The following is a 26,959-nucleotide window of genomic DNA, read 5'->3' on the forward strand; positions in this document are numbered from 1 at the left end:
GCCGGTTGCGGGCCGGCGGCACAAGGTGCGCGTTCACCCGCGCGCGGTCGGAGGGCAAGCCTTGTGGCTTATTTCTTGATCAGGCCGAAGGAATCGGCCAGTTCGGCGTATTGCTTGACCTGCTGCTTGACGTAGGCATCGAGGTCGGCGCCGGTTTTGTTGAAGGGGAACAGGCCCTGCTGTTCGCGCAGCTTGGCGAACTCGGGCGCGTCGGCAACGCGATTGAAGGCATTGACCCAGAACTGGTAGTCGGCATCCGAGACCTTGGGACCGACATAGAAACCACGGATGATGGGCCAGACGATGTCGTAGCCCTGTTCTTTCGCGGTCGGCACCGTGCCCAGCTTGCCTGGCAGGCGCTGGTCATTGAACACCGCGAGCACGCGGATGGGGGCGCCGCCTTCCAGCATCGTGAAGGCCTCGGCGGCATCGCCCATGTAGGCCTGGATATGGCCGCCACGCAGCGCCGTCACGGCCTCGCCGCCGCCTTCAAAGGCCACGAAGCGCATCTTCTTGAAATCGACACCGGCCGCCTTGGCGGTCAGCGCGGCTTTCATCCAGTCCTGGCTGCCGACGGTGCCGCCCGCGCCCAGCACGATCTTGGTCGGATCCTGCCTGAAGGCTTCCATCAGCCCTTTCAGGTCGGTGTACGGCGAATCGTTGCGCACCACGGCCACGCCGTAATCGGTGCCGATGGCCGCCAGCCAGCGCACGTCGTTGACGTTGTACTTGCCGAACTTGCCTTGCGCCAGGTTCAGCAGCGAACCGCCCGAGAATGCGACGATAGTGCCGGGCTCGTTGGGATGCTGCGCCACGATGTTGTTGTAGGCCACGGCGCCGATGCCGCCAGGCATGTAGACGATGCGCATGGCGCTCTTGAGCGCCCCGCTCTGCTTCAGGCCCTCGGTGGCCAGGCGGCAGGTCAGGTCGAAGCCGCCGCCGGGCTGGGCCGGCGCAATGCACTCGGGGCGGCGCGGCTCGTCAGCGGCATGGGCGGCGCCCAGGGAAAGGGTGATCGCGCCGAGCGCCGCGACGGCGGCCAGGCGCAGCTTGAGGCTGGTCTGCATTCTTGCGTCTCCGAATTTATAGGTCTAGGCATGGCTGGCGATCGGGGCGGTGGTCTGCCGCCGGGTCGGGCTCCAGCGGATGCAACCGTACAAAATCGAAGCTTTCCAATACCTTTCAAAAATCGCCATTTTCCTGATGCGGCGCAACATCGGACGCCGTTTCGAGGGAAAACACCAAAGCGGCGCGCAGGCCTGGCAGGGGCGCCCGGTTCTCCAGCACCAGGCGCGCTCCCAGCAGCCCGGCAATGGTGTCGACGATGGCCAGTCCGAGGCCGGCGCCGGGCTTGTTCTTGCCGGCCGCGCCGCGGCGAAAGCGGATGCCGGCCCGGGCGATGTCTTCGGCCGACATGCCGGGACCGCTGTCTTCCACGGCCAGGCTGGCCTGGCCCGACTCGCCGCGCACCACCACCGTGACCACGCCGCCTGGGGCGGTGTAGCGGATGGCATTGTCGACCAGGTTGCTGACCGCCTCGCGCAGCAGCCAGTCCACGCCCTGGACCCGCACCGGGTCGTCGCCGGCGTCCAGGCCGATGTCGATCTGCCGCGCACGGGCGGTCGGCAACAGGGCCCGGATGACGCCGTGGGCCAGCCCGACCAGGTCGACCGGCTCGGCCGCCAGGCCGCCTTCGGCCAGCGAGGCGTCTTTAGCGCGCGCCAGGGCGAGCATCTGGTTGGTGGTGCGTACGGCCCTGTCCAACCCCTCCTGCATCGCCAGAAGGGCTGTACGGACCTCCTGGGGGCATGTTTCGCGCAAGGCATATGCCGTCTGGGTGCGCAAAACCGACAAAGGCGTGCGCAACTGGTGCGAGGCGTCGTCCAGGAACTGGCTCTGGACCCTCGCCTGGGCCGCGTAGCGGGCCATGTGGAGGTTTACGGCCGCCACCAGGGGTAGGACCTCACCTGGCATCTCCGATGCGCTGACGGGGCTTAAATCGTCCGCGGAACGCCTTTCCACTTCCTGGCGCAGGCGCTCCAGGGGGCGCAGGGCCATGAAAACCCCCAGGACGATGACCAGGACGCTGATCAGGATCACCGCCAGGTCGCGTTCGACCGAGCGTACCAGCACCTGGTGCAGGAAGGCCTGGCGGCTTTCCAGGCCCTCGGCAACCTGGACGATAACCCGTCCCCCTTTGTTGGCATACAGCGGCGGGTCCATGGCCCGGGCCAGGGCCGCGACGCGGACCGGCGCGCCCAGGTAGGTGGCGTAGAAAAACTGCGGTTCGCCGGATACCAGCGGCTGGCTTGGCATGGGCAGGCCGGGATGGCCGATTTCGGCCAGCCCGTCCTCGGTGGCCACGCGGTAGAACACGCTGCCATTGGCCGTCAGCTCGAAGAATTCCAGCATCAGGTACGGCTGCTCCATGGCTAATCCACCGCTGGCTGTGGATATGTTGTGGTCGATCGCGCGCAGCGCGCCGGCGAGCGATCGGTCATAGGCGATGTCGACCTGGTTGCGCAGCTGGTGGTTGGACAGCCACAGGGCGCCCATCATCACCAGCACCAGTGTCGGAATCAGCCACCAGAGCAACTGCGTCTTCAAGGTGCGATTGCGGCTTTTTTTCCTGGAAACCGGGGTTTTTTCCGGAAAACTAGTTGTCAACAGCGTTCTCCAGGCAGTACCCCATGCCCCGCATGGTGGTGATCTGCACGCCGGTATCCGTCAATTTTTTGCGCAGCCGGTGCACCAGCACCTCAATGGCTTCGAGGTTGATGTCGGCATCGTCGGTCACGATGCGATCCAGGATCTGCTGCTTGTTGATCGGTTCGCCGCTTTTCTGGATCAGCACTCGCAGGACCGCGTGTTCACGTGGGGATAACTGCAAAGTCTGTCCGGAGACAGAGAATTTTTGCGCGGAAGTCTCGAAAACCAGGTTTCCCAGGGCGAGCCGCGGATGTTCGCGACCGCGGCTGCGGCGTACCAGCGCGATCAATCGCGCTTCCAACTCTTCCACAACAAACGGTTTCGGCAGGAAATCGTCCGCGCCTTCATGAAGTGTCCCGATTTTTTCGGCCAGTGAATCGCGCGCGGTCAGGACCAGCACCGGCGTACGGTCGTCCCGCGCGCGGATCTTCGCCAGCAAGGTATGGCCATCCATGCCCGGCAGTCCCAGGTCGAGGATGACCGCATCGAACTCTTCGACCGCCAACCTTCTTTCGGCGATCAATCCGTCATCAGCCCATTCGACAACGAAGCCCGCATGCCGGGCCAGGCTTCTTGAGAGCCAGCGAGCAAGTTCGGCTTCGTCTTCTATCAGGAGGATGCGCATGGACGGAGTCCGGGGGGGCGTGGCTGGGAGGTAGGAGAAAGCATGTTTGTCTTTTCCCTGTATTTCTCTTTATATAAAGACTAATAATTAATAAGGCCTGTGGATAACTACCTTAACCTTGGAAACCTGTTTTTTTTCATCAGGTTGCGAGCGTTTTTGGCTGTGCAAGAACTCTGTGTGGGAAAAGAGCCGAAGTTGGACAAGATTTCGGACCCGACCGAAAACCCCCGCTTGTTCAACTCGCCTCCACACAATGTGCACAACCCGCCGCCTTAGGAGTTATCCACAGCCCTGTTCTGCCGAACCGGGTCGGGAAGCGGCACTTTTACCCCGAAAAAACACCCCTTGCCTACCCAGGTTTTCGCCCCTTTCCAGGCCCGTAAAGGCCCCTGGAGGCGTTGCCGGAACCGACTATGTGAGGGGTGGCGTCTCTCTGCGGTTGACGTTGCGCTGAACAAAAAGTGAGCAGATTTCCGCCGTAGAATCCGCCCATGGCACGACAACTCAGAATCAAGAAACCGGCCTGGGCGACCTGGCTGAGAGGCCGTTTGCTGGCCGACAATCTGCCCGCGACCTTGTGCGCGGCCGCGCTGATGGGATTGGCCGGCGCGCTGGCGACCGTGATCTTTCGGGAGCTGTTGGGCTGGATACAGATGTTGCTGGGCGGGGTCGATTCGCCGCACGGCATGGTGTCGCTGGCGCGCGGGCTGGCGTCCTGGGAGCGTTTCCTGCTGCCGGCGGCCGGAGGCGCGATCGCCGGGCTGATCCTGCAGGCCGCCGCCAGGCGCCTGCCGCCCCGTGGCGCCGCCGACTACATGGAAGCCATTGCCATCGGCCGCGGCGTGATCGGCTTTCGCCAGACCGTGGCGCGCAGCATTTCTTCTTTGTTTTCAATCGGTTCGGGGGCGTCGATCGGCCGTGAAGGGCCGATGGTGCAGCTGGCGGCGATGTTCTCGTCGCTGTCGGGCCGCTACCTGGTCTTGCCGCCCCGGCATCTGCGGCTGCTGGTGGCCTGCGGCGCCACCGCCGGGATCACCGCTGCCTACAACGCGCCGATCGCGGGCGCGCTGTTCATTTCCGAGATCGTCTACGGCGCCATCTCGTCGGCCACGCTGGTGCCCCTGGTGGTGTCATCGGTGGTCGCCAATATCGTGACGCGCCAGATCCTGCACTACGACGCGGTCTTTCACATGCCGCCGTTCGAATTCGTGTCGGGTTGGGAAGTCGTCAATTACCTGGGGCTGGGCCTGATCGCCGGGATGGTGGCGCCGCAATTCCTGCGGTTTCTCGATGGGTCGAAGGCGCTTTTTCGCCGCCTGACCCTGCCGTTGTGGGCCAAGATGGCGCTGGGCGGACTGGTGGTCGGCGCCCTGTCGGTGTTCAAACCCGAGGTCTGGGGCAACGGCTACAGCGTGGTCAACAGCATGTTGCACACGGAATGGGCCTGGCAGGCAGTGGCGGCGATCCTGCTGTTCAAGATCGTGGCCACCGGCGCCAGCGTCGGCTCCGGCGCGATCGGCGGCGTGTTCACGCCAACCCTGTTCGTGGGCGCGGCGGTCGGGGCGCTGTACGGCTCCGGACTGCATGCGTTGTTTCCCGCTGGCGACCTGTCGGCGGTGTCGAGCTACGCGGTGGTTGGCATGGGGGCGCTGCTGGCGGCCACGACCTATGCGCCGCTGATGTCGATCTTGATGATCTTCGAGATGACGTTGAGCTATGAGGTGATGTTGCCGCTGATGCTGGCGTGCATCACCGGCTTCGTGATCGCGCAACGCATCCGGCCGGATTCGGTGTATGCGAAATCGCTGGCCAGCAATCGCATTGCGCGCGAGACCTTGAAGGCGGCGCCGGTGCTGCCAGGCAAGAAGCCGCGTGATGCCTGATTCGCGTTTTTTTCATGAAAAGTCCCATGAAAATAGGTGTGAGCAAAAGCTCATATATTTTTTTGGAATGGATGTTGATGAATGAGAGCGGAGGGAGATGGGCGCTGGATTCCTTCGTTCTGCCTGTCGTCATTGACGTCGAAATCGGTTGCCTTGACGAGCGGTGTCAACCTGTCGTGGCGAAACGGCCGTGGATGGATTTGCTGTCGCCAGCGGCGTGGAGTTTTTTAAATAAGTGAGCTATTGCTCATTTATTCCGAGCTGATCAATCCAGGCATTTGGCCATGAATACGCGCTTCAGGCCGATCTCTTCGGCGCGATGCGTTTCGACATAGCCATAGCGCTGATAGATGGCGATGTTCTCGCTCATCGCTTCCTGGGTATAGAGCCGGATGCGGCGATACCCGGCCTGCCGCGCCGCGATTTCCGCCCATTGCATCAACGCGCGGCCATAGCCGCGCCCTTGCGCGCCAGGCGACACCGCCACATTGTCGAGCAACAGGCAATCCGCTTCGCGCACCAGGACCAGCACGGCCTGGACGCCGGTTTCGTCTTCCAGCACCTGCGTCTGGCCCTGCGCGATGCGCATGCGGTAATCGTCGCGCATCGGTCCCGGCGTGGCGCCGATGCGCGCCACGTAATGACGGTAGGCGTCGTGGACGATGCGTTCGACCGCCGCCAGGTCATCGACCGTCGCCGGGCGGATCCGGTGAGGCGTACTGGCTGAGGCGGCCATGAGCGCTATTTCCCGATGCAGAAGCTTGAGAAGATCTCGCCCAGCAAATCGTCGCTGGTGAACTTTCCGGTGATGCTCGACAGGCTGTCATGCGCCAGCCGTAGTTCCTCGGCGAACAGGTCTAGCACGCGGTCGTCCTGTTCGGCGTGCTCGGCCGCCAGCGCCAGGTGGTCGGCGGCGTCCTGCAGCGCGTGCAGATGGCGCTCGCGCGCCAGCCAGGGCGACTCGGCGCCGGGATTCCAGCCGGCGATGCGCAGCAGTTCGGCCCGCAACGCGTCCAGGCCGGCGCCGCGCTTGGCGGAAATGCCCAGTTCGCCGGGACCGGCGACAAACGCTGTGGATAACAGGTCCACCTTGTTGAAAACCTTCAACACCGGCGTGCGCGGCGGCAGGCGCGCGGTGATCTGCGCGTCCAGTTCGTCGCCCGGCTGGGTGGCGTCCTGCAGGTGCAGGATGACGTCGGCGCGTTCGATTTCCTGCCAGCTGCGGGCGATGCCGATGCTCTCCACCGTGTCTTCGGTTTCGCGCAGGCCGGCGGTGTCTACGATGTGCAGCGGCACGCCGTCGATATGGATCTGCTGCACCACTTTGTCGCGCGTGGTGCCGGCGATCGGCGTGACGATGGCGACGTCGTCGCCGGCCAGCGCGTTCAGCAGGCTGGATTTGCCGACGTTGGGCTGGCCCGCCAGCACCACATGCAGGCCTTCGCGCAGGATCACGCCCTGGCGCGCCTGGGCGATGAGATGACCGAGGTCGCCGGCCAGCTTTTCCAGCGTGGGGCGCGCCTGGTATTTCTCAAGGAAGTCGATTTCCTCTTCGGGGAAATCGAGCGTGGCCTCGACCAGCATGCGCAGGTGGATGATGCGGTCGGACAGGTCGTTGACGCGCGCCGAGAAGTCGCCCGACAGCGAGGCCATGGCGCCGCGCGCGGCCGCCACCGAAGAGGCCTCGATCAGGTCGGCGACCGCTTCGGCCTGCGCCAGATCCATGCGGTCATTGAGGAACGCGCGGCGGGTGAACTCACCCGGTTCGGCCAGCCGCAGCCCGAGGTCACGGCCCGCCGCCAGGCAGCTGTCGAGCACGCGTCGCAGCACCGCGGGGCCGCCGTGGCCTTGCAGTTCGAGCACGTCTTCGCCGGTGTAGGAATGCGGCCCCTTGAAGTACAGCGCGATGCCTTCGTCGAGCAGCTCGCCATCGACCGCCTTGAACGGCAGATAGTGCGCATGGCGCGGCGTGAGTTCGCGCTGGAACAGGCGACGCACCAATTCGGACAGGTCCGCACCAGAAACGCGCACGACGCCGATGCCGCCTCTTCCGGGGGCGGTGGCAATGGCGGCAATAGGGGCATGGACGGACATATCGGGGACAACGCGAGGCAAGGACAATAGGGGAATATAACTGTTGCGCGGGGCCTTGTTTGCTGGTTAAGGTGCGCCAGAGGTTTAAAACCCGAAACATCCCTGGGAGATCATGATGGCATCTCGGTTTTCGCGTGCGTTGGCCTGTGGTTCGGTAGCGGTTCTATTGGCCTTCGGCACCCTCAATTCGGCGCTGGCGCGCGATCTGGTGATCGGGCTGAAGACCGAGCCATCGTCGATGGATCCGCAGTATCACGCGCTGACGCCGAACACCCAGATCTCCCAGACCATCTTCGACACGCTGGTGGCCACCGACGCGCAGCTCAAGCCGGTGCCGGCGCTGGCCGAGTCCTGGACCGTCGATGGCAAGGTGTGGACCTTCAAGCTGCGGCCTGGCGTCAAATTCTCCGATGGGTCGCCGTTCACCGCCGAGGACGTGGTCTTCACCTATGACCGCGTGCCCAAGGTGCCGAACAGCCCGTCGCCGTTCACGCTGTACCTGGGCTCGGTGGCCAAGGCCGAAGCGGTGGATCCGATGACCCTGCGTATCACCACCAAGGAAGTGGCGCCGAACCTGCTGGTGAACCTGGCGCAACTGCCCATCATGTCGAAGAAGGCCGCCTCCGGCCCCGCGGCCGAAGGCAAGACCACCACCGAATTGAACAGCGGCGACGGCCTCATCGGCACCGGTCCCTACAAGTTCGTCTCGTGGAAGCGCGGCGCCGAATTCGTGCTGGCGCGCAATGAAAACTACTGGGGCAAGAAGCCCGTGTGGGACAAGGTGATCTATCGCCCGATCAGCAATGCCGCGGCGCGTGTGGCCGCCCTGCTGGCCGGCGATGTCGACATGATCGAGGATCCCCCGACCGATGACCTGCCCAAGCTCAAGGGCGACAAGAAGCTGTACGTCGAAGAGACGCCGTCGGTGCGCGTGGTGTACGTGGCGCTGGACCAGTACGCCGAGCCCTCGCCCGGCATCCAGGGCACCGACAAGAATCCGTTGAAAGACAAGCGCGTGCGCGAAGCGCTGTCGCTGGCGATCAACCGCGATGCGCTGGTCGAGCGCGTGATGGGGGGCGTGGCGCTGCCCGCCGGCAATCTGCTGCCCTACCCCATGTTCGGTTCCAGCAAGGAACATTCCAAGGCGCCCAAGGCCGATGTCGAAAAGGCCAAGGCGCTGCTGAAGGAAGCCGGCTATCCCAACGGTTTCTCGATCACGCTGGGCTCGCCCTCGGGCCGCTACGTCAACGACTCCAAGGTGGCGCAGGCGATCGCCTCGATGTGGACCCGCGTGGGCGTGAAGACCAGCGTCGACGCCATGGCGCCGCCGGTGTTCTTCAAGAACCGCGACAGCTATGCATTCTCGGCCTATCTGGCCGGCTGGTCGGTGACCAGCGGCGAGATGTCGAACGCGCTGACTTCGCTCCTGGTGACGCGCAATCCGGAAGCCGGCCTGGGCACCACCAACCGCAGCCGCTACTCGAATCCCAAGATGGACGAGTTGGTCAAGGAAGCCTCGTCCACCATGGATGACGCCAAGCGCGCCGAGCTGCTGTCCAAGGCCAGCAACATCGCCATGGACGACTTCGCGATGCTGCCGGTGCACTTCGAGCTGTCGGTGTGGGCGATGAAGAACGACATCCGCTACCAGGGCCGTCCCGACCAGGTCACGCTGGCGCAGTTCGCAACGCTGAAGAAGTAATGCGCGCAGCGGGCGGTATGACGTGCTAGCGACAATCGTACGAAGACTGCTGCAAACCATCGTCGTCATGCTGGTCATGTCGGCGCTGGTCTTCGCCGGCATCTACATGGTCGGCGATCCGGTATCGATGCTGGCCAGTCCGGAGGCCACCGAGGCGCAGCGCGCCGCCATCCGCGCCTCGCTTGGCCTGGACCTGCCGCTGTGGCGGCAGTACCTGATCTTCATGGGCCAGGCGGTGCGCGGCGATTTCGGCAACAGCTTCCTGACCGGCGAGCCGGCCATGCGCCTGATCCTGGAGCGCATGCCGGCCACCGTCGAGTTGGCCTGTGTGGCCATGCTGCTGTCGGTGCTGATCGGGGTGCCGCTGGGCATCATCGCGGGCCTCAAGCCCAAGGCGGCCGGCTCGCGCGCCATCATGACCGGATCGGTGCTGGGCTTCTCGCTGCCCAATTTCTGGGTGGGCCTGATGCTCATCATGGTGTTCGCGGTGATGCTGGGCTGGGTGCCGGCCGGCGGCCGCGGCCAGACCGTCAGCATCGGTTCGCTGCAGCTGAGCGTGCTGACGCTGGATGGCTGGCTGAGCCTGGCGCTGCCGGCCGCCACCATCGCCTTCGCCAAGTGCGCCATGATCATCCGCGTGACGCGCGCCGCCACGCGCGAGGCGCTGCCGATGGACTACATCAAGTTCGCGCGCGCCAAGGGGCTTTCGGAAAAGCGCGTGCTGGGCGTGCACCTGCTCAAGAACATCCTGATCCCGGTGGTCACCGTGGCGGGCCTGGAGTTCGGCCAGGTGATGGCCTTCGCGGTGGTGACCGAGACGGTGTTCTCGTGGCCCGGCATGGGCAAGCTGCTGATCGACTCCATCATCAACCTGGACCGGCCGGTGGTGGTGGCGTACCTGTTGCTGATCGTGTTCTTCCTTGTGATGCTGAACCTCGTGGTGGACATCATCTATACGGTGCTGGATCCCCGCGTACGCCTGGATAGCCGCCGATGACCGCCCCCGTGACTGCTGCCGTACCCGCCGCCGCCAGGGAACAGACGCCGTGGCGCCGTTTCGTGGGCGATTTCTTTGCCAGCAAGCTGGCCACGCTGGGCCTGGTGATGCTGGTGCTGATCGTGGGCGCCGCCTTGCTGGCGCCGTGGATCGCGCCGCATAATCCGTATGACCTGGCGACGCTGGACATCATGGATTCCAAGCTCAAGCCCGGCAGCGAAAGCGGCGATGGCAGCATGCATTACTGGCTGGGCACCGATGGCCAGGCGCGCGACCTGTTGTCGGCGATCCTGTACGGTATGCGCACCAGCCTGCTGGTGGCCACCGTGTCGGTGCTGGCGGCCTTCGGCATCGGCGCCACCGTGGGGCTGATCGCGGCGTACTTCGGCGGGCGCATCGACGCGCTGCTGATGCGCATTGTGGATATCCAGTTGTCGTTCCCGGCGATCCTGGTGGCGTTGATGCTGCTGGCGATCCTGGGCAAGGGTGTGGATAAGGTGATCATCGCGCTGATCGTGGTGCAGTGGGCCTATTTCGCCCGCGCCGCGCGCGGCGCCGCATTGGTCGAACGCGGCAAGGAATACGTCGAGGCGGCGCGCTGCATGTCGCTGTCGTGGGGGCGGGTGCTGTTCCGCCACGTGCTGCCCAACTGCATGCCGCCGCTGATCGTGATCGCCACCATCGACCTGGCGCACGCCATCGCGCTGGAAGCCACGCTGTCGTTCCTGGGCGTGGGCGTGCCGGTGACCGAGCCGTCGCTGGGCATGCTGATCTACAACGGTTTCGAGTACCTGCTGTCGGGCCAGTACTGGATCTCGTTCTTCCCCGGCATCGCGCTGGCGCTGGCCATCATCGCCATCAACCTGGTGGGCGACCACCTGCGCGATGTGCTCAACCCGCGCCACGCGAATTGAGGGCGGACGCGATGCAGATACAAGCTGTGGAAAAGTCGCCGGTCCTCGATGTGCGCGGACTGAAGACGCATTTCTTCACCCGTAACGGCGTGGTCAAGGCGGTCGATGGCGTCGACCTGACGCTGGCCGAGGGCGAGATCCTGGGGCTGGTGGGTGAATCCGGGTCGGGCAAGAGCATCACCGGCTTCTCGCTGATGGGCCTGCTGGACGAGCCCGGCCGCATCGTCGAGGGCGAACTGCGCCTGAACGGCGAGGACCTGCGCGGCGCGTCGCCGGCGCGCTGGCGGCAACTGCGGGGCCAGGAGATCGCCATGATCTTCCAGGACCCGATGATGACGCTGAACCCGGTGCTGCGCGTCGATACGCAGATGATCGAAGCGGTGCAGGCGCACCACAAGGTATCGCGCGAACAGGCGCGTGAGCGCGCCCTGCAGACGCTGACGATGGTCGGCATTCCGTCGCCGCAGGAACGCCTGCGCACCTATCCGCACCAGTTGTCCGGCGGCATGCGGCAACGCGTGGCGATCGCGATCGCGCTGCTGAATTCACCGCGCGTCATCATCGCCGACGAGCCCACCACGGCGCTGGACGTGACCATCCAGGGGCAGATCCTGTTCGAAGTGCAGAAGCTGTGCCGCGAGACCGGCACCGGCCTGGTGTGGATCACCCACGACCTGGCGGTGGTGGCGGGCCTGGCCGACCGCGTGTCGGTGATGTACGCCGGCCGCGTGGTCGAGACCGGCAGCACGCGCGACGTCATCAGCCATCCGATGCATCCCTACACGCACGGCCTGATCGCCTCGATTCCGACGCCGGAATCGCGCGGCCGGCCGCTGGTGCCGATTCCCGGCATGACGCCGTCGTTGCTGAACCTGCCGCAGGGCTGTGCGTTCCGCGGGCGTTGCCCGCGTGCCAGCGAGGCCTGTCTGACCGAACCGCAGCCCGTGGAAGTGCGCCCGTCGCAATGGGTGCGTTGCTGGCATGCCGGCGCGCCGGAGGTCCAATGAACGCCGCCGATCGCAACGCCGCCCCCATCCTGTCGCTGCGCGGCGTGGAGCTGCGCTTCACGCAACATGTGGACCTGGCCGGCCGCATTGCCAACCTGCTGGGCGCGGGTTTGAAGACGCAAGTGGTGCACGCCGTGGCGGGCGTGGACCTGGACGTGCAGCCGGGTGAGGTCATCGGCATCGTCGGTGAATCGGGTTGTGGCAAGTCGACGCTGGGACGCATCGTTTCCGGCATCCTGCCGCCCTCTTCCGGCGAGGTGCACTACCAAGGCCAGGCCGTGAAAGCCATGGCGCCGCCGCAGCGGCGCGCCTACGAGCTGGGCGTGCAGATGATTTTCCAGGATCCCTACGCCTCGCTCAACCCGCGCATGCGGGTGCGCGAGATCATCGGCGAGGCGCCGGTGGCGCACGGCCTGATCCGCGCGCGCGACAAGGCCGAGTATGTCGCCGGCCTGATGCGCCAGGTGGGGCTCGACCCGGCCTTCGCGCAGCGCTATCCACACCAGTTCTCGGGCGGCCAGCGCCAGCGCATCGGCATCGCGCGGGCCCTGGCGCTGAAACCCTCGGTGATCGTGTGCGACGAGGCCGTGGCGGCGCTGGACGTGTCGATCCAGGCGCAGGTGCTGAACCTGTTCGAGCAACTGCGCGACGAGCTGGATCTGACGTATCTGTTCATCAGCCACAACCTGAGCGTGGTCAGCCACATCTCGGATCGCGTCGCCATCATGTACCTGGGCCGCGTGGTCGAGCTGGCGCCAACCGACACCGTGTTTCAGCGCGCCAACCATCCGTACACGCAGGCGCTGCTCAAGGAGTTGCCGACGCTCACGCCGGGGCGCCGCAGCTACCAGCCGATCAAGGGCGAGCTGCCGTCGCCGCTGGATCCGCCGGGCGGCTGCGCCTTCCATCCGCGTTGTCCCCAGGCGATGCCGCGCTGCAAGACCGAACGGCCGCTGCTGCGCGAGGTGGCGCCGATGCAGTTCAGCGCCTGTCACCTGAACGACGCGGCCTGACGCCAATCCGTAACAACGCTGGACGCGGTCGGCGACGGGCGCGAGAATTTTCCGATACGCTGTCATACGACATCCGTTCTCTCGTTTGCGTCCTGTCCTTTCCGCCCTATTCTCTTCCGCCTATCCACCGCCATGAAAACCCTAGCCGAAATCGAACGCGCCCACGGTGAACTGACCGAACTGCGCCGTGACATCCACGCCCATCCCGAACTGGCCTTCCAGGAAACGCGCACCTCCAACCTGGTGGCCGAGCGCCTGCGGCAATGGGGGCTGGAAGTCCACACCGGGCTGGGGAAAACCGGCGTGGTCGGCGTCCTGCGCGGCGGCAGCGGCGGCAAGACCATCGGCCTGCGCGCCGACATGGATGCGCTGCCCATGCCCGAGCACAACCGCTTCGCGCACAAGTCCACCATCAGCGGCCGCATGCACGGCTGCGGCCACGACGGCCACACCACGATGCTGCTGGGCGCGGCGCAATACCTGTCCACGCATCGCGATTTCGACGGCACCGTGGTGTTCATCTTCCAGCCGGCCGAGGAAGGCGGCAACGCCGGCGCGCGCGCCATGATGCAGGACGGCCTGTTCGAAAAATTCCCCTGTGACGCGGTATTCGGCATTCACAACATGCCCGGCATGCCGGTCAACCAGTTCGGCTTTCGCGCCGGTCCCACCATGGCGTCGAGCAACCGCTGGGACATCGTCATCAAGGGCGTGGGCGGCCACGCCGCGCAGCCGCATGCGTCGGTCGACCCGATCATCGTCGCGGCCGACATGGTGCACGCGCTGCAGACGGTCATCTCGCGCAGCAAGAATCCGCTGGAGCAAGCGGTGCTGTCGATCACGCAGATCCATGCCGGCGATGCCTACAACGTGATTCCCGGCGAAGCGGTGCTGCGCGGCACGGTGCGCACCTATTCGGTCGAAGTGCTCGACAAGATCGAGGAAGACATGCGCCGCATCGCCACCACGCTGCCGCAGGTGTATGGCGGCACCGGCACGCTGGACTTCGTGCGCGCCTACCCGCCGCTGGTGAACTGGGACAAGGAAACCGCGTTTGCCGCGCAGGTGGCCGAGGACACCTTCGGCGCCGAGAACGTGGTGCGCGACATGCCGCCCTTCATGGGCGCAGAGGACTTCTCGTTCTTCCTGGAAGCCCTGCCCGGCACCTATCTGTTCCTGGGCAACGGCGACGGCGACCATCGCATGGAGAGCTATCACGGCATGGGGCCTTGCCAGCTGCACAATCCGAACTACGACTTCAACGACGCGCTGCTGCCGGTGGGCGCGACGTATTGGGTCAAGCTGGTCGAGGCCTACCTGCCCAAGCACAAGTAGCGTGCCACGGCGCTTCAGGCATTGCGGTTATTTGCTTATGCGCCATGCCGCCCCAAGCCGCCCGGCTCTCCGGGCGGTTTTTCTATATGACGCCAGGCTTTGTTCAAACGCCGATAACTTCGTTTGAGATACAAGGCGCGCTTTCCATAATCAGTCATTCCTGATCCATCCGCGGATGGACCGCAGCGCCGGCGGCAACGCCGCCACGCCAACCGGAGTGACCGATGTCCCAGAGCAACGCCGTGCGGCGCGAAGAGGCCGCCCCCGTCCCGCCGCCCCCGGCCGCGCAGGCGTTCGAGCTGCGGCCGCTGCCGGGCCCGGTGGGCGCCGAACTGATCGGCCTGGACCTGGGCCGCGAGCTGTCGCCTGCCGACTTCAAGCGCGTGCACCAGGCGCATCTGGACCACCATCTGCTGGTGTTCCGCGACCAGCGCATCACGCCGCGACAGCACATCGACTTCAGCCGCCGCTTCGGGCCGCTGATGATCCACGTGCTGCACCAGTTCCACCTGGCCAATCATCCCGAGATCCTGATCGTCTCCAACATCGTCGAGAACGGCCAGCCGGTCGGCCTGGGCGATGCGGGCAAGTACTGGCATTCGGACATCTCGTACAAGGAACTGCCCAGCCTGGGCTCGCTGCTGCACGCGCAGGAATTGCCGGCGCAAGGCGGCGACACGCTCTTCGCCAACATGCACCTGGCCTATGACACCCTGCCCGCCGCATTGCGCAACGCCGTCGAGGGCAAGCGCGCGGTGCATTCGTACCTGGCCAAGTACGGCCAGTTGCAGAAGGAAGGCAACTGGCGGCCCAACCTGAGCGCGCAGCAGGTGGCGCAGGTGCAGGCGGTATCGCATCCGGTGGTGCGCACCCATCCCGAGAATGGCCGCCGCGCCCTGTTCGTGAGCGAAGGCTTCACCACCCACATCGAAGGCCTGCCGGAAGACGAGAGCCGGCAATTGCTGGACGAACTGTTCGCGCACAGCGTGCGGCCCGAACACATCTACCGTCACCGCTGGCAGCCGCACGATCTGGTGTTCTGGGACAACCGCTCGCTGATCCACCTGGCGGGCGGTACGCCGGATCATCTGCGCCGCAAGCTGTACCGCACCACCATCGAAGGCGACGTGCCGTTCTAGGCCGGCCCGCGACTTATCCACAAGGAACGCCATGCGTCTGTCTCCTGAACTGCGCGAACGATTGATCCGCACCGTCACGGCGGCGGGCGTGGCATTGGCGCTGGCCGTGGTGGCCCTGGCCTCGCCCACGCCCGCGCTGGCCGCCCCGTCCATCGACAGCGTCCGCGCCACGCCCGCGCACGATACGGCCCTCGCGCCGTCCGGGATCGCGCCCCGACGCGGGTGAGCGGCGCCCGCCCCGACCTGTGGATACCCCAGCATCCCTAAAATAGTCCGGTACGCATCGACCGCGCCTTCGGCATCCCACGGATGCGCGCGGTTGCGCCTATCGGACTCGACATGCTGGCAACCTCTTCCATTGAACTCATCGGCAACACCCCCCTGATCACGTTGAGCCGGGCGCACGACGGTCCCGGCCGAATCGTGGCCAAGGCCGAATTCCTGCAACCGGGCGGCAGCGTCAAGGATCGCGCCGCCAAGGCCATCCTGCTGGCCGCGCGCGCCGACGGCCGCCTGGCGCCCGGGATGCCGGTGGTGGAGATGACCAGCGGCAACATGGGGGCGGGCCTGGCCGTGGCCTGCGCCGCGCTAAGGCATCCGCTGGTGGTCACCATGTCCGCGGGCAACAGCCCGGCCCGCGCCCGCATGCTGGAAGGACTGGGCGCCGAGGTGGTGCTGGTGCCGCAGGTCGATGGCGCCCCAGGGCAGGTCACCGGCGCCGACGTCCAGGCGGCGGCCGAGGTGGCGGCGGCTTTGGCGCGCGAACGCGGCGGCTTCTACGTCGACCAGTTCAACGCCGTCGAATGCATGGCCGCGCACGAAAGCGGCACCGGCCGCGAAATCCTGCAACAGCTTGGCGCGCCCGTGGACGGCTGGGTCGCGGCCGTCGGCACCGGCTGCACCTTCATGGGCGTGGCGCGCGCGCTCAAGGCGGCCAGCGCCGCCACCGTTTGCGCGGCGGTCGAGCCGCTGGGCTGCGAAGTGCTGGCCGGCGCGCCGGTGACCAAGGCGCGCCACTTGATCCAGGGCACCAGCTATGGCGCGGTGCCGCCGCACTGGGATCCGTCCCTGATGGACCTGAGCATTGCGGTCACCGACGACGAGGCGCAGGAATGGCGGCGCCTGCTGGCCGTGCGCGAGGGCCTGTACGTGGGTTATTCCGCCGCCGCCAATGTATGCGCGGCCGCCAGGCTGTTGCGCTCGGGCCGGCTGCGTGCGGACGCGACGGTGGCCACGGTGCTGTGCGATACGGGCCTGAAATACTAGCAAGCGGGTTTTCCACAGCATGCCCGGGCAAGACTATCCACAGCGCCTGTGAAAATCCTGTGGATTGCCTGTGAATTGGCTGTGGACGAATGGGGATAACTTTTTTCGGCCCTGCTGTGGAAAAGTCGCTTGCGGCGGTTTCGGGAGCAAAGCGCAGGCGAGGAATGCGGACGCGGCCACGGGAACAAGCCGTGAAGGCCGGCGAAAAGCGCTCGATAGACAAAGAAATCGGGCGACCCGCGGGCCGCCCGATGTGTATTGCACGGCGTGTCGGCCGCGCGTGGACGCGGCCCTTACCGCCTTACAGCTTCAGCCCCAGCGCCTTGGCCACGCCCGCCGCGTAGGCCGGATCGGCCTTGCGGAAGTGTTCCAGCTGGCGGCGCTGGATTTCCTCGGGCACGCCGGCCATGTGGCGGCCGATGTTGCCGAACAGCAGTTCCTGCTGCGCCGGCGTCATCAGGCGGAACAGCGCGCCCGGCTGCGAGTAGTAGTCGTCATCGACGCGGTGGTTCCAGCGCGCGGCGGCCTGGCCGTCCAGCGGCAGCGGCGGTTCGCCGGCCGACGGGGTTTCCTTCCATTCACCGGCGCTGTTGGGTTCGTAGTTGAGCGTGCCGCCGGCATTGCCGTCGACCCGGGCCGCGCCGTCGCGGTGATAGCTGTGGAACGGGCAGCGCGGGGCGTTCACCGGGATCTGGTGATGGTTGATGCCCAGGCGGTAGCGGTGCGTGTCACCGTAGGAGAACAGGCGGCCCTGCAGCATCTTGTCCGGCGAGAAGTCGATGCCGGGCACCACGTTGGCGGGCGTAAAGGCGGCCTGCTCGACCTCGGCGAAGTAGTTCTCCGGGTTCTTGTTCAGTTCCAGCACGCCCACTTCGATCAGCGGGTAATCGCCGTGCGGCCACACCTTGGTCAGATCGAACGGATTGATGTGATAGGTCTCGGCTTCGGCCGCGGGCATGATCTGCACCTTCAGCGTCCACTTCGGGAAGTTGCCCTGCTCGATGTTGTCGAACAGGTCGCGCTGCGAGCTCTCGCGATCGTGGGCCACGACCTGCGCGGCTTCCTCGTCAGTCAGACAGGCGATGCCCTGCTGCGACTTGAAGTGGAATTTCACGTAGAAGCGTTCCCCTTCGGCATTGACGAAGCTGAAGGTGTGCGAGCCGAAGCCATGCTGCTGGCGCAGGTTGGCCGGAATGCCGCGGTCGCTCATCAGGATGGTGACCTGGTGCAGCGATTCGGGGCTGAGCGACCAGAAATCCCAGGCCGCCGTGGCGCTGCGCAGGTTGGTCTTGGGATCGCGCTTCTGGGTGTGGATGAAGTCGGGGAACTTGAGCGGGTCGCGGATGAAGAACACCGGGGTGTTGTTGCCGACCAGGTCCCAGTTGCCTTCGTCGGTGTAGAACTTGATGGCGAAGCCGCGCACGTCGCGCTCGGCGTCGGCGGCGCCGCGTTCGCCGGCCACGGTCGAAAAACGCAGGAACAACGGAGTCTGCTTGCCGACCTTGGAGAAGATGCTGGCGCGGGTGTACTTGGTGATGTCGTGGGTGACGGTGAAGGTGCCGTAGGCGCCCGAGCCCTTGGCGTGCACCACGCGTTCGGGGATGCGTTCACGGTCGAAATGGGCGAGCTTTTCTATCAGCCAGAAGTCCTGCAACAGCGCCGGGCCGCGCGGACCGGCGGTCAGGGTGTTGGTGTTGTCGGCCACCGGGGCGCCCGAGGCGGTGGTCAGATGCTTCTTGTCGGTCATGGACACACTCCCTACGTAATTCCTGGAATGCGCGGCGCCTCAGGGGCCGCGCAACGTGATCGGATACCGCTCCGTATCATTGCCGGCCGGAGGGATATCTCCGACACATCATAGGGGTCATCGTTTGTAGTGTGAAGTTGATTGATTAACCAAATTCAATTGAAAATAACTATGATGAACACGACTTGACCCGCATCGCCGACAAACCGCGCTGAAACATGGACAAAAAAAGCCGGCCCCTGAGGGCCGGCTTTTCATTGCGCGAGCAGAAGGTCAGCGGTTGGCCGCGGCTTCCGTCTTGCGCTGCATGGCGCGCGTGATGGACCACTGCTGCGCGATCGACAAGGTGTTGTTGACGCACCAGTAGAGCACCAGGCCGGCCGGGAAGAAGAACATCATCCCGCCGAACACCAGCGGCATGATCATCATGACCTTGGCCTGGACGGGGTCCGGGGGCGTCGGGTTCAGTTTGATCTGCAGGAACATGGTGGCCATCATGATGGCGGGCAGAATGAAGTACGGGTCGCGGATCGACAGGTCGTGCACCCACAGGATCCACGGCGCGCCGCGCATTTCCACGCTGGCCAGCAGCACCCAGTACAGCGAGATGAACACCGGGATCTGCACCACCATCGGCAGGCAGCCGCCCAGCGGATTGATCTTCTCGGTGCGGTACATCTCCATCATGGCCGCGTTGAGCTTCTGCTTGTCGTCGCCGTACTTTTCCTTCAGGGCCTGCAGGCGCGGGGCGACCTGCTTCATGCGGGCCATGGAGCGGTAGCTGGCGGCGGCCAGGGGGTAGAACAGCGCCTTGATCAGCACGGTCAGGGCGACGATGGTCCAGCCCCAGTTGCCCAGGATGGAGTGCAGCCAGGTCATCAGCGTGAACAGCGGCTTGGCGATGATGGTCAGCCAGCCGTAGTCGACCACCAGTTCCAGGCCGGGGGCAAGCGCCGCCATGGCCTTCTGGTCCTGCGGGCCGACCCACAGGTGCGAATCGACGCGGGCGGCGGCGCCCGGGGCGATCTCGCCGACGGCTTCGATGGTGCGGGCGGCGTACAGGTTCTTCTGCACTTCCAGCACTTCGTTGTTGCGCGGCTTGCCTTGCGGCGGCACCCAGGCGGTGGCGAAGTAGTGCTGCACCACGGCGATCCAGCCGTTGTCCGCCTGCTTGATGTAGTTGGCCTTTTTCTTCTCGATGTCGGCGAAGGTCATCTTCTGGAACTTGTCCTGTTCCGAGTAGACGGCAATGCCGGTGAACGTGTGATAGAAGCTGGAGGTATCGGCCGGATCGTTGCCGTCGCGCTCGAGCTGCAGGTACAGCGCCGGCGTCACGGGGGCGGCGCCGACGTTGGCCAGGTCGTGGCGCACGTCGATGTCATAGCGGCCGCGATGCAGCGTGAAGGTCTTGGTGACCTTGACGCCACCCGATTCGGCTTCGAACGCCACCACCAGGCTGTCGCCGGTCAGCTGGCGGTCGGTCGAGACCACGCGGAACGGCGTCTGGTGGGTGGGGAAATTCTGGCCGTTGGCGGCGCCGACCACGCCGGTCTGGGCAACGTAGTTCAGGCCCGCGGTGCGGTCCAGCAGCACGGTGGGCTTGTCGGGCTGGCCGGTGGCCGGGTACTTCAGCAGCTCGGCGCGCACCAGTTGGGCGCCCAGCGTGTCGAAGGTCAGGCGCAGCACGTCGGTGGTGACGACCACTTCTTCCGAGCGCGTCGGCACCGGCGCGGCGGCGCCAGGCACGGCCGAAGGCGCGGCGGCGGCGGTCGCGGGCGGCGCATTGGGCACCGAGGGCGTCGCGTTGTTCGCGGCGGCCGGCGTGCCGTTGGCGGTCGTGCTGGCCGTGGGCGTGGGCGCCCCGAACAACGACGGTTTGCCGTTATGGATCTGCCAGTTGTTCCAAAGGAGCAACAGCGAGAAGGAGAAAATCATCCAGAGGACGGTTCGTCGGATATCCATGGTGCCTACTGAAGTGAATACGGGCCAGCAAAGCCCGCCAGTTTAGCGTCAATCATGCTCGGTGCGGTGGCCATGGGAGCAGCAGGCCCCGCGCTTGGTTCCCTTGTCGGCGGGAACCGGGTCCCAGCCGCCGGGCGACCAGGGGTGGCAGCGGCCAATGCGTCGCAGCATCAGCCAGAAGCCGCGCCAGGGTCCGTGGCGCTCGATCGCCTCGATCGCGTACGCCGAGCAGGTCGGGGTGAAGCGGCATTGCCGGCCGATCCAGGGACTCAGGAAAAACCTGTAGAACCGGATCGGGGCAATGAGGATTGCGGCCCCCACGGAACGCCCGCGCTGCGCGCGGCCTGCCTGCCGGGGGGATGGGCCGTTCATCGCGCGATCCGCTCGAAGTGAGCGTCCGCTTCGGCCCGGGCCGCCTGTTTCAGCGCGGTGAGCGTGGCGGGCGTTACCTTGCTGTGCAGCCGGACGACGTAGTCTTTCGCCGGCAACCCCAGCCGCCGGTGGCGGAACGCCTCGCGGATGACCCGCTTGAGGGCGTTGCGCGTGGTGGCGTGGGCGGCGAAGCGCTTGGCGATCACCAGGCCCAGCCGGGCACAGGGAGCCTGGCCGGGGGGCAGATCGTTGGAAGCGGCGCTCACAACGAAAAACGCCCCTCGGGCCAGACGCCGGCCTTTGAGGGCGGCGGCGAACTCGGAGGGGCGATGCAGCCGCGCCTCCGGCGGAAGCGTGGCGCGCGGCATGGACTGCGGGTCAGGCGTGGGTCAAGTGTCTGCGCGACAGCGAGACTTAGACGGCCAGACGCTTGCGGCCCTTGGCGCGGCGGGCGTTCAGGATGGCGCGGCCAGCGCGGGTCTTCATGCGCACGCGGAAACCATGGGTGCGCTTGCGGCGGGTAACGGAAGGTTGGTAGGTGCGTTTCATGGACGATCCACAAAAAGAACAAAAGTCAGAAGGGACCTGCCCGGAGGGTTCCTGGTCGCAAATCCGGTAGCGGGTATCTAGTAAGCGTTTCGCTGCGAATCCGTATGTGACATTGACATGCACATGCGGATTCGCTGGCAAAGACAGGCTTGTAGACGGGGCTCTGGTCCGGGCAATACCCGGGCGACCTATTCAGCAAGGCACAGTTCCGGGGGCGGGGTAAGTGTAACCATTACCCTATTACCCGTGTGAACCTGGGCCTTCTGCGAAACCTTCTGACAGACAGAATTCGGAAAAGCCCACCATTTCAGCAAGTTTTCCCTGTCTTGTCAAACAGTTAAGGGGGCAGATTGTGCACGCCCATGCCCTACCCTGTGGATAACCCGTGCCCAGGCAAGGTAGAATCGAGGTTTGAATAAGAGCGACATGAAAGAATTCTGGCAGACCTGCGTCAGTCGTCTTGAGCAGGAACTCCCCCCCCAACAAATCAGCGCGTGGATACGACCGCTGGTCCCGCTTGCGTATGACGAAACGCAGGCGGTGCTGCGCGTTGCCGCCCCCAACCGGTTCAAGCTGGACTGGGTGCGCAAGAACTTCTCCCACCAGATCGAAGCGTTGGCCGCGGAGTGGTTCGAGCGTCCGGTACAGGTGCTGTTCGAGTTGCCCACGCAGGGCGCCACGCCGCGCATGCCGGTGGCGCCGGTGCGCGCCGCGCAGCCGTCCGCGCCGTCCGCGTCCGCGGGCGCCATGCCCATGGGCGGCGCGCCGCCACCCGGCATGCCGGCGCAGCAGCCCGCCGCGCCCGCCCCCGTCGCGACCACCGCGGCGGCCGCGGCCGTGAACGCGGACGCCGCCAACATCGTGTACGAGCGCTCGCGCCTGAACACCGACCTGACGTTCGAGAACTTCGTGACGGGTAAGGCCAACCAGCTGGCGCGCGCCGCCGCGCTGCAGGTGGCCGAGAACCCGGGCACGTCGTACAACCCGCTGTTCCTGTACGGCGGCGTGGGCCTGGGCAAGACCCACCTGATCCACGCTATCGGCAACGCCATGGTGGCGGCGGGCACCGGGGTGCGCGTGCGCTACGTGCATGCCGACCAGTACGTGTCCGACGTGGTCAAGGCGTACCAGCGCAAGGCATTCGATGACTTCAAGCGCTACTACCATTCGCTCGACCTGCTGCTGATCGACGATATCCAGTTCTTCTCCGGCAAGAACCGCACGCAGGAAGAATTCTTCTATGCGTTCGAAGCGATGGTGGCGCAGCGCAAGCAGATCATCATCACCAGCGATACGTATCCGAAGGAACTGTCGGGCATCGACAGCCGCCTGATCTCGCGCTTCGATTCCGGCCTGACGGTCGCGATCGAGCCGCCCGAACTCGAAATGCGCGTGGCGATCCTGCTGCGCAAGGCCGAGTCCGAAGGCGTGCCCATGCCCGAGGAAGTGGCGTTCTTCATCGCCAAGCACCTGCGCAGCAACGTGCGCGAGCTCGAAGGCGCGTTGCGCAAGGTGCTGGCCTATGCCCGTTTCCACGGCCGCGACGTGCTCACCGTGGACGTCTGCAAGGAAGCCTTGAAGGATCTGCTGTCCGTGTCCAACGGCCAGATCACCGTCGAGAACATCCAGAAGACGGTGGCGGATTTCTACAAGATCAAGGTGGCCGACATGTATTCGAAACGCCGGCCGGCCAATATCGCTTTGCCGCGCCAGGTCGCCATGTACCTGGCCAAGGAGCTGACCCAGAAAAGCCTGCCGGAAATCGGCGATCTGTTCGGTGGCCGTGACCACACCACCGTGCTGCACGCCGTACGCAAGATTTCCGACGCCCGCGCCAAGCAAGCGGAGCTCAACCATACCCTGCACGTGTTGGAACAAACTCTAAAAGGATGACCATGCAACTCGTACAAACCACACGCGATGCATTGCTGAAACCGCTGTCGACCGTGGCGGGCATCGTCGAAAGACGCCATACCCTGCCCATCCTGGCGAACATCCTGATGCGCAAGGAAGGCAACAAGGTTGCCTTCATTGCGACCGACCTGGAAGTGCAGATCACCACGCACGCCGACTTCGGCGTGGGTCACGACAACGAGTCCACCACGGTGGCGGCGCGCAAGCTGCTGGACATCCTGAAAGCCCTGCCGGACACCGGCGACGTGCGCCTGGCGCTGGCCAGCAACAAGCTGTCGGTGCAGTCGGCCAAGAGCCGCTTCGCGCTGCAGACGCTGGCCGCCAGCGAATTCCCCACCGTGGCCCAGCCCGAGCAGTGGGACGTGTCGCTGACCATGCCGCAACGCACGCTGCGCCACCTGTTCAACATGGTGCACTTCGCCATGGCGCAACAGGACATCCGCTACTACCTGAACGGCATGCTGCTGGTGTTCGAACCGGGCCGCGTGCGCGCGGTCGCCACCGACGGCCACCGCCTGGCGCACTGCTCCACCGAAGCCGACGGCATCAGCGAGCGCCACGAAGTGATCGTGCCGCGCAAGACCGTGCTGGAAATGCAGCGCCTGCTGGAAGACTCCGACGAACCCGTCTCGATCGACGTGGCGCCGGGCCAGATCCGTTTCCGCTTCGGCGACGTCGAGCTGGTGTCCAAGCTGGTCGAAGGCAAGTTCCCCGACTTCACCCGCGTCATCCCGACCAACTACACGCGCCACTTCCTGGTGAACCGCGAAGCCCTGCAGGGCAGCCTGCAGCGCGCCGCCATCCTGACCACCGACAAGTTCAAGGGCGTGCGCCTGCAACTGGCGCAGAACCAGATGAAGATTTCTTCTTCCAACGCCGAGCAGGAAGAGGCGCAGGAAGAAATCGACATCGACTACGGCCACGAGCCGCTGGACGTGGGCTTCAACGTCGGCTATCTGCTCGACGTGCTGTCCAACGTCAAGGTGGACAACATCCAGTGGTCGGTCATGCCCGATGCGAACGCGTCGGCGCTCATCACCCTGCCCGAAGACGACCAGTTCAAGTACGTCGTCATGCCCATGCGGATCTGAGTCCGCGCAGCTGTGGGTTTGTGCCGCCCGCGGGCCCGATGGCCCGCCGGCGGTCCGGCCGCCAGGCCGTTCTTTAAAGCGTTATCGATACAGACATGTCAGATCAGCAGAACACCACTCCCGAGAACGGCGGCTACGGCGCCGACTCGATCAAGATGCTCAAGGGGCTGGAGGCCGTGCGCAAGCGCCCCGGCATGTACATCGGCGACACATCGGACGGCACCGGTCTGCACCACATGGTGTTCGAAGTCGTCGACAACGCCATTGACGAAGCGCTGGCTGGCTATTGCGACGACATCGTCGTCACCATCCACACCGACAACTCTATCTCGGTCACCGACAACGGCCGCGGCATTCCCACGGATATCCACAAGGACGACGAATTCCACCGCAGCGCGGCGGAAATCGTCATGACCGAACTGCACGCCGGCGGCAAGTTCGACCAGAACTCCTACAAGGTGTCCGGCGGCCTGCACGGCGTGGGCGTGTCGTGCGTGAACGCGCTGTCCGAGTGGCTGCGCCTGACCATCCGCCGCAACGGTGAAGTGCACCAGATGGAATTCCGCCAGGGCGAGCGCGTCGCGCCCCTGGCCGTGACCGGCACGACCGACAAGCGCGGCACCGAAGTGCGCTTCCTGGCCGACCCGATCATCTTCACCAACGTCGAATACCACTACGAGATCCTCTCCAAGCGCCTGCGCGAGCTCTCGTTCCTGAACAACGGCGTCAAGATCCGCCTGATCGACCAGCGCCAGGGCAAGGAAGAGAACTTCGCCTTCTCCGGCGGCGTGAAGGGCTTCGTCGAATACATCAACCGCGCCAAGACGGTGCTGCACCCGAACGTGTTCTCGGTCACCACCGAGTCGTCGGCGGGCGGCGTGCCAGTGGGCGTGGAAGTGGCGATGCAGTGGAACGACAGCTACAGCGAAAGCGTGCTGTGCTTCACCAACAACATCCCGCAGCGCGACGGCGGCTCGCACCTGACCGGCCTGCGCGCGGCGATGACCCGCATCATCAACAAGTACATCACCGACAACGAACTGGCCAAGAAGGCCAAGGTCGAGACCTCCGGCGACGACATGCGCGAAGGCCTGGCCTGCGTGCTGTCGGTGAAGGTGCCCGAGCCCAAGTTCAGCAGCCAGACCAAGGACAAGCTGGTCTCGAGCGAAGTGCGTCCGGCGGTCGAAGAGGCCGTGGCCCGCACGCTGGAAACCTGGCTGCTGGAGCATCCGAACGACGCCAAGGCCCTGTGCGGCAAGATCGTCGAAGCCGCCCGCGCGCGCGAAGCGGCCCGCAAGGCGCGCGAAATGACGCGCCGCAAGAGCGTGCTGGAAGGCGCCGGCCTGCCCGGCAAGCTGGCCGACTGCCAGGAAAAGGATCCGGCGCTGTGCGAGCTGTACATCGTCGAGGGCGACTCGGCAGGCGGCTCGGCCAAGCAGGGCCGCGACCGCAAGTTCCAGGCCATCCTGCCGCTGCGCGGCAAGGTGCTGAACGTCGAGAAGGCGCGCTTTGACCGCCTGATCGCCAGCGAACAGATCGCCACGCTGATCACCGCGCTAGGCACCAGCATCGGCCCGGACTTCAACGTCGACAAGCTGCGCTACCACCGCCTGATCATCATGACCGACGCGGACGTGGACGGCGCGCACATCCGCACGCTGCTGCTGACGCTGCTGTACCGCCAGATGCCCGAGCTGGTGCAGCGCGGTTATGTGTACATCGCCCAGCCGCCGCTCTACAAGGTCAAGGTCGGCCGCGAAGAGCGCTACCTGAAGGATGACCAGGAAGAAGCGCAGTTCATGCTGCAACTGGCCCTGAAGGATGCCGAGATCATCGCGGGCGGCAACATCATCCGCGGCGATGAGCTCAACGAACTGGCGCGCCAGTACGTGGCCGCCGACGGCGTCATCGCGCGCCTGTCGCGCGTGTTCGACGTGGCCGCGCTGTCGGCCATGGCCGAGGGCGTCGAGATCAATCTGGACACGGCCGAGGCCGCCGCCGATTCGGCCAAGCGCCTGGCCGATGCCATGCGCGATCCGATCAGCGGCAATGGCGTCGAAGTCGTGCCCGAATTCGATGCGGCCACCGAACGCCATCGCCTGTCGATCCAGCGCATGCATCACGGCAACGTGCGCGTCAGCATCATCGACGCCGACTTCATTGGCGGTTCGGATTACGCCATCCTGTCCAAGGCCGCCAAGAGTTTCTCCGGCAAGGTCGGCCCGCAGTCGCTGGTCGCCCGTGGCGAAGGCGACAAGCGCAAGGAGCAAAGCGTCTCCGACTTCCGCGAGGCCATGCAGTGGCTGCGCGGCGAAGCCGAACGCGGCATCTCCAAGCAGCGCTACAAGGGCCTGGGCGAAATGAACCCCGATCAGTTGTGGGAAACCACCATGGACCCGAAGGTGCGCCGCCTGCTGCGCGTGCAGATCGAGGACGCCATCGCGGCCGACGAGGTCTTCACCACGCTGATGGGCGACGACGTGGAGCCGCGCCGCAACTTCATCGAGGCGCATGCGCTGTCGGCGGGGAATATCGACGTTTGAGCGCGATGGGTTGCCCGCAAGCCCTACCGGGCTTCGCGGCATGCATGAAAAAGGGGCTGCCTTGCGCAGCCCCTTTTTATTTGCCGGCGCCTTTGCA

General features: G+C 65.4%; 23 protein-coding genes. 13 read left to right on the forward strand and 10 right to left on the reverse strand.

Going from position 1 to position 26,959, the window contains the following annotated elements; genetic code table 11:
• Nucleotides 1-68 precede the first annotated feature (68 nt).
• From ABFG95_RS14760 to ABFG95_RS14770, 3 genes are all read right to left on the reverse strand, one after another.
• Nucleotides 69-1,067 (reverse strand): tripartite tricarboxylate transporter substrate binding protein, encoded by a 999-nt coding sequence (locus ABFG95_RS14760; protein ID WP_049077321.1) that lies wholly within the window; start codon nt 1,065-1,067, stop codon nt 69-71.
• 115 nt (nt 1,068-1,182) lie between these two features.
• Complete coding sequence (locus ABFG95_RS14765) at nt 1,183-2,559, reverse strand: sensor histidine kinase (protein WP_049078215.1); 1,377 nt, start codon at nt 2,557-2,559, stop codon at nt 1,183-1,185.
• 97 nt (nt 2,560-2,656) lie between these two features.
• Complete coding sequence (locus ABFG95_RS14770; RefSeq protein WP_049077324.1) at nt 2,657-3,334, reverse strand: response regulator; 678 nt, start codon at nt 3,332-3,334, stop codon at nt 2,657-2,659.
• Between the two features lie 491 nt (nt 3,335-3,825).
• On the opposite strand from ABFG95_RS14770, the gene ABFG95_RS14775 reads away from it, so the two are divergent.
• Nucleotides 3,826-5,217, forward strand: coding sequence for a ClcB-like voltage-gated chloride channel protein (locus ABFG95_RS14775; RefSeq protein ID WP_278991438.1), 1,392 nt, complete (start codon nt 3,826-3,828; stop codon nt 5,215-5,217).
• A gap of 265 nt (nt 5,218-5,482) precedes the next feature.
• On the opposite strand, the gene ABFG95_RS14780 is transcribed toward ABFG95_RS14775, so the two are convergent.
• On the reverse strand, nt 5,483-5,953 hold the full coding sequence (locus ABFG95_RS14780; protein ID WP_278991437.1) for a GNAT family N-acetyltransferase: 471 nt from the start codon (nt 5,951-5,953) through the stop codon (nt 5,483-5,485).
• A gap of 5 nt (nt 5,954-5,958) precedes the next feature.
• On the reverse strand, nt 5,959-7,311 hold the full coding sequence (gene mnmE, locus ABFG95_RS14785) for a tRNA uridine-5-carboxymethylaminomethyl(34) synthesis GTPase MnmE (protein WP_059268711.1): 1,353 nt from the start codon (nt 7,309-7,311) through the stop codon (nt 5,959-5,961).
• 115 nt (nt 7,312-7,426) lie between these two features.
• On the opposite strand from mnmE, the gene ABFG95_RS14790 reads away from it, so the two are divergent.
• The 9 genes from ABFG95_RS14790 (at nt 7,427) to ABFG95_RS14830 (ending at nt 16,684) form a co-directional block, all read left to right on the forward strand.
• Nucleotides 7,427-9,013, forward strand: coding sequence for an ABC transporter substrate-binding protein (locus ABFG95_RS14790; protein ID WP_175144585.1), 1,587 nt, complete (start codon nt 7,427-7,429; stop codon nt 9,011-9,013).
• A gap of 22 nt (nt 9,014-9,035) precedes the next feature.
• Complete coding sequence (locus ABFG95_RS14795; RefSeq protein ID WP_006389548.1) at nt 9,036-10,010, forward strand: ABC transporter permease; 975 nt, start codon at nt 9,036-9,038, stop codon at nt 10,008-10,010.
• Entirely contained in the window at nt 10,007-10,924 is a 918-nt protein-coding gene (locus ABFG95_RS14800; protein WP_348994711.1) for an ABC transporter permease, read from the forward strand. The genes ABFG95_RS14795 and ABFG95_RS14800 overlap by 4 nt, the downstream gene beginning before the upstream one ends.
• 11 nt (nt 10,925-10,935) lie before the next feature.
• Entirely contained in the window at nt 10,936-11,931 is a 996-nt protein-coding gene (locus ABFG95_RS14805; RefSeq protein WP_054504527.1) for an ABC transporter ATP-binding protein, read from the forward strand.
• Nucleotides 11,928-12,944 (forward strand): oligopeptide/dipeptide ABC transporter ATP-binding protein, encoded by a 1,017-nt coding sequence (locus ABFG95_RS14810; protein WP_081330292.1) that lies wholly within the window; start codon nt 11,928-11,930, stop codon nt 12,942-12,944. Before ABFG95_RS14805 ends, ABFG95_RS14810 begins: the two co-directional genes overlap by 4 nt.
• 132 nt (nt 12,945-13,076) lie before the next feature.
• The gene (locus ABFG95_RS14815; protein ID WP_054504528.1) at nt 13,077-14,279 is read left to right on the forward strand and encodes a M20 aminoacylase family protein; all 1,203 of its coding nucleotides are present in this window, start codon (nt 13,077-13,079) and stop codon (nt 14,277-14,279) included.
• A gap of 224 nt (nt 14,280-14,503) precedes the next feature.
• Nucleotides 14,504-15,418 (forward strand): TauD/TfdA family dioxygenase, encoded by a 915-nt coding sequence (locus ABFG95_RS14820; RefSeq protein WP_059268717.1) that lies wholly within the window; start codon nt 14,504-14,506, stop codon nt 15,416-15,418.
• Nucleotides 15,419-15,449: 31 nt separating this feature from the next.
• On the forward strand, nt 15,450-15,644 hold the full coding sequence (locus ABFG95_RS14825; protein WP_100503263.1) for a hypothetical protein: 195 nt from the start codon (nt 15,450-15,452) through the stop codon (nt 15,642-15,644).
• Nucleotides 15,645-15,757: 113 nt separating this feature from the next.
• On the forward strand, nt 15,758-16,684 hold the full coding sequence (locus tag ABFG95_RS14830; RefSeq protein WP_348994712.1) for a pyridoxal-phosphate dependent enzyme: 927 nt from the start codon (nt 15,758-15,760) through the stop codon (nt 16,682-16,684).
• A 301-nt stretch (nt 16,685-16,985) separates the two neighbouring features.
• Here ABFG95_RS14830 and ABFG95_RS14835 read toward each other — a convergent pair whose 3' ends face one another.
• The 5 genes from ABFG95_RS14835 to rpmH form a co-directional block, all read right to left on the reverse strand.
• Nucleotides 16,986-18,431, reverse strand: a complete 1,446-nt coding sequence (locus ABFG95_RS14835; protein WP_348994713.1) for a catalase — start codon at nt 18,429-18,431, stop codon at nt 16,986-16,988.
• A gap of 273 nt (nt 18,432-18,704) precedes the next feature.
• Nucleotides 18,705-20,393, reverse strand: coding sequence for a membrane protein insertase YidC (yidC, locus tag ABFG95_RS14840; protein ID WP_054418853.1), 1,689 nt, complete (start codon nt 20,391-20,393; stop codon nt 18,705-18,707).
• A 48-nt stretch (nt 20,394-20,441) separates the two neighbouring features.
• The gene (gene yidD / locus ABFG95_RS14845) at nt 20,442-20,714 is read right to left on the reverse strand and encodes a membrane protein insertion efficiency factor YidD (RefSeq protein WP_100503281.1); all 273 of its coding nucleotides are present in this window, start codon (nt 20,712-20,714) and stop codon (nt 20,442-20,444) included.
• 47 nt (nt 20,715-20,761) lie between these two features.
• Nucleotides 20,762-21,133, reverse strand: coding sequence for a ribonuclease P protein component (locus ABFG95_RS14850; RefSeq protein ID WP_026382422.1), 372 nt, complete (start codon nt 21,131-21,133; stop codon nt 20,762-20,764).
• A 46-nt stretch (nt 21,134-21,179) separates the two neighbouring features.
• Nucleotides 21,180-21,314 carry a 50S ribosomal protein L34 gene (gene rpmH, locus ABFG95_RS14855; protein ID WP_003816025.1) on the reverse strand — a complete coding sequence of 45 codons (135 nt, stop codon included), beginning with the start codon at nt 21,312-21,314 and terminating at the stop codon, nt 21,180-21,182.
• A gap of 426 nt (nt 21,315-21,740) precedes the next feature.
• Here rpmH and dnaA point away from each other — a divergent pair, with 426 nt between their 5' ends.
• The 3 genes from dnaA to gyrB all read left to right on the forward strand — a co-directional run bounded on the left by dnaA (nt 21,741) and on the right by gyrB (nt 26,862).
• Nucleotides 21,741-23,207, forward strand: coding sequence for a chromosomal replication initiator protein DnaA (gene dnaA, locus ABFG95_RS14860; RefSeq protein WP_278991428.1), 1,467 nt, complete (start codon nt 21,741-21,743; stop codon nt 23,205-23,207).
• A 2-nt stretch (nt 23,208-23,209) separates the two neighbouring features.
• Nucleotides 23,210-24,319: a DNA polymerase III subunit beta gene (dnaN, locus tag ABFG95_RS14865; protein ID WP_049077351.1), complete on the forward strand. Its 1,110-nt coding sequence runs from the start codon at nt 23,210-23,212 to the stop codon at nt 24,317-24,319.
• 95 nt (nt 24,320-24,414) lie between these two features.
• Nucleotides 24,415-26,862: a DNA topoisomerase (ATP-hydrolyzing) subunit B gene (gene gyrB / locus ABFG95_RS14870; protein WP_068950216.1), complete on the forward strand. Its 2,448-nt coding sequence runs from the start codon at nt 24,415-24,417 to the stop codon at nt 26,860-26,862.
• The last annotated feature ends 97 nt before the right edge of the window (nt 26,863-26,959 follow it).

This window comes from Achromobacter sp. HNDS-1 (genome assembly GCF_040084795.1).
Lineage (GTDB): Bacteria > Pseudomonadota > Gammaproteobacteria > Burkholderiales > Burkholderiaceae_B > Achromobacter > Achromobacter ruhlandii.

Bases quoted from the DNA above. Each gene is read 5' to 3' on its own strand.
- ABFG95_RS14760 (WP_049077321.1), bottom strand. From the start codon at position 1,067: ATGCAGACCAGCCTCAAGCTGCGCCTGGCCGCCGTCGCGGCGCTCGGC.
- ABFG95_RS14765 (WP_049078215.1), bottom strand. From the start codon at position 2,559: ATGATGGGCGCCCTGTGGCTGTCCAACCACCAGCTGCGCAACCAGGTC.
- ABFG95_RS14770 (WP_049077324.1), bottom strand. From the start codon at position 3,334: ATGCGCATCCTCCTGATAGAAGACGAAGCCGAACTTGCTCGCTGGCTC.
- ABFG95_RS14775 (WP_278991438.1), top strand. From the start codon at position 3,826: ATGGCACGACAACTCAGAATCAAGAAACCGGCCTGGGCGACCTGGCTG.
- ABFG95_RS14780 (WP_278991437.1), bottom strand. From the start codon at position 5,953: ATGGCCGCCTCAGCCAGTACGCCTCACCGGATCCGCCCGGCGACGGTC.
- mnmE (WP_059268711.1), bottom strand. From the start codon at position 7,311: ATGTCCGTCCATGCCCCTATTGCCGCCATTGCCACCGCCCCCGGAAGA.
- ABFG95_RS14790 (WP_175144585.1), top strand. From the start codon at position 7,427: ATGGCATCTCGGTTTTCGCGTGCGTTGGCCTGTGGTTCGGTAGCGGTT.
- ABFG95_RS14800 (WP_348994711.1), top strand. From the start codon at position 10,007: ATGACCGCCCCCGTGACTGCTGCCGTACCCGCCGCCGCCAGGGAACAG.
- ABFG95_RS14805 (WP_054504527.1), top strand. From the start codon at position 10,936: ATGCAGATACAAGCTGTGGAAAAGTCGCCGGTCCTCGATGTGCGCGGA.
- ABFG95_RS14810 (WP_081330292.1), top strand. From the start codon at position 11,928: ATGAACGCCGCCGATCGCAACGCCGCCCCCATCCTGTCGCTGCGCGGC.
- ABFG95_RS14815 (WP_054504528.1), top strand. From the start codon at position 13,077: ATGAAAACCCTAGCCGAAATCGAACGCGCCCACGGTGAACTGACCGAA.
- ABFG95_RS14820 (WP_059268717.1), top strand. From the start codon at position 14,504: ATGTCCCAGAGCAACGCCGTGCGGCGCGAAGAGGCCGCCCCCGTCCCG.
- ABFG95_RS14825 (WP_100503263.1), top strand. From the start codon at position 15,450: ATGCGTCTGTCTCCTGAACTGCGCGAACGATTGATCCGCACCGTCACG.
- ABFG95_RS14830 (WP_348994712.1), top strand. From the start codon at position 15,758: ATGCTGGCAACCTCTTCCATTGAACTCATCGGCAACACCCCCCTGATC.
- ABFG95_RS14835 (WP_348994713.1), bottom strand. From the start codon at position 18,431: ATGACCGACAAGAAGCATCTGACCACCGCCTCGGGCGCCCCGGTGGCC.
- yidC (WP_054418853.1), bottom strand. From the start codon at position 20,393: ATGGATATCCGACGAACCGTCCTCTGGATGATTTTCTCCTTCTCGCTG.
- ABFG95_RS14850 (WP_026382422.1), bottom strand. From the start codon at position 21,133: ATGCCGCGCGCCACGCTTCCGCCGGAGGCGCGGCTGCATCGCCCCTCC.
- rpmH (WP_003816025.1), bottom strand. From the start codon at position 21,314: ATGAAACGCACCTACCAACCTTCCGTTACCCGCCGCAAGCGCACCCAT.
- dnaA (WP_278991428.1), top strand. From the start codon at position 21,741: ATGAAAGAATTCTGGCAGACCTGCGTCAGTCGTCTTGAGCAGGAACTC.
- dnaN (WP_049077351.1), top strand. From the start codon at position 23,210: ATGCAACTCGTACAAACCACACGCGATGCATTGCTGAAACCGCTGTCG.
- gyrB (WP_068950216.1), top strand. From the start codon at position 24,415: ATGTCAGATCAGCAGAACACCACTCCCGAGAACGGCGGCTACGGCGCC.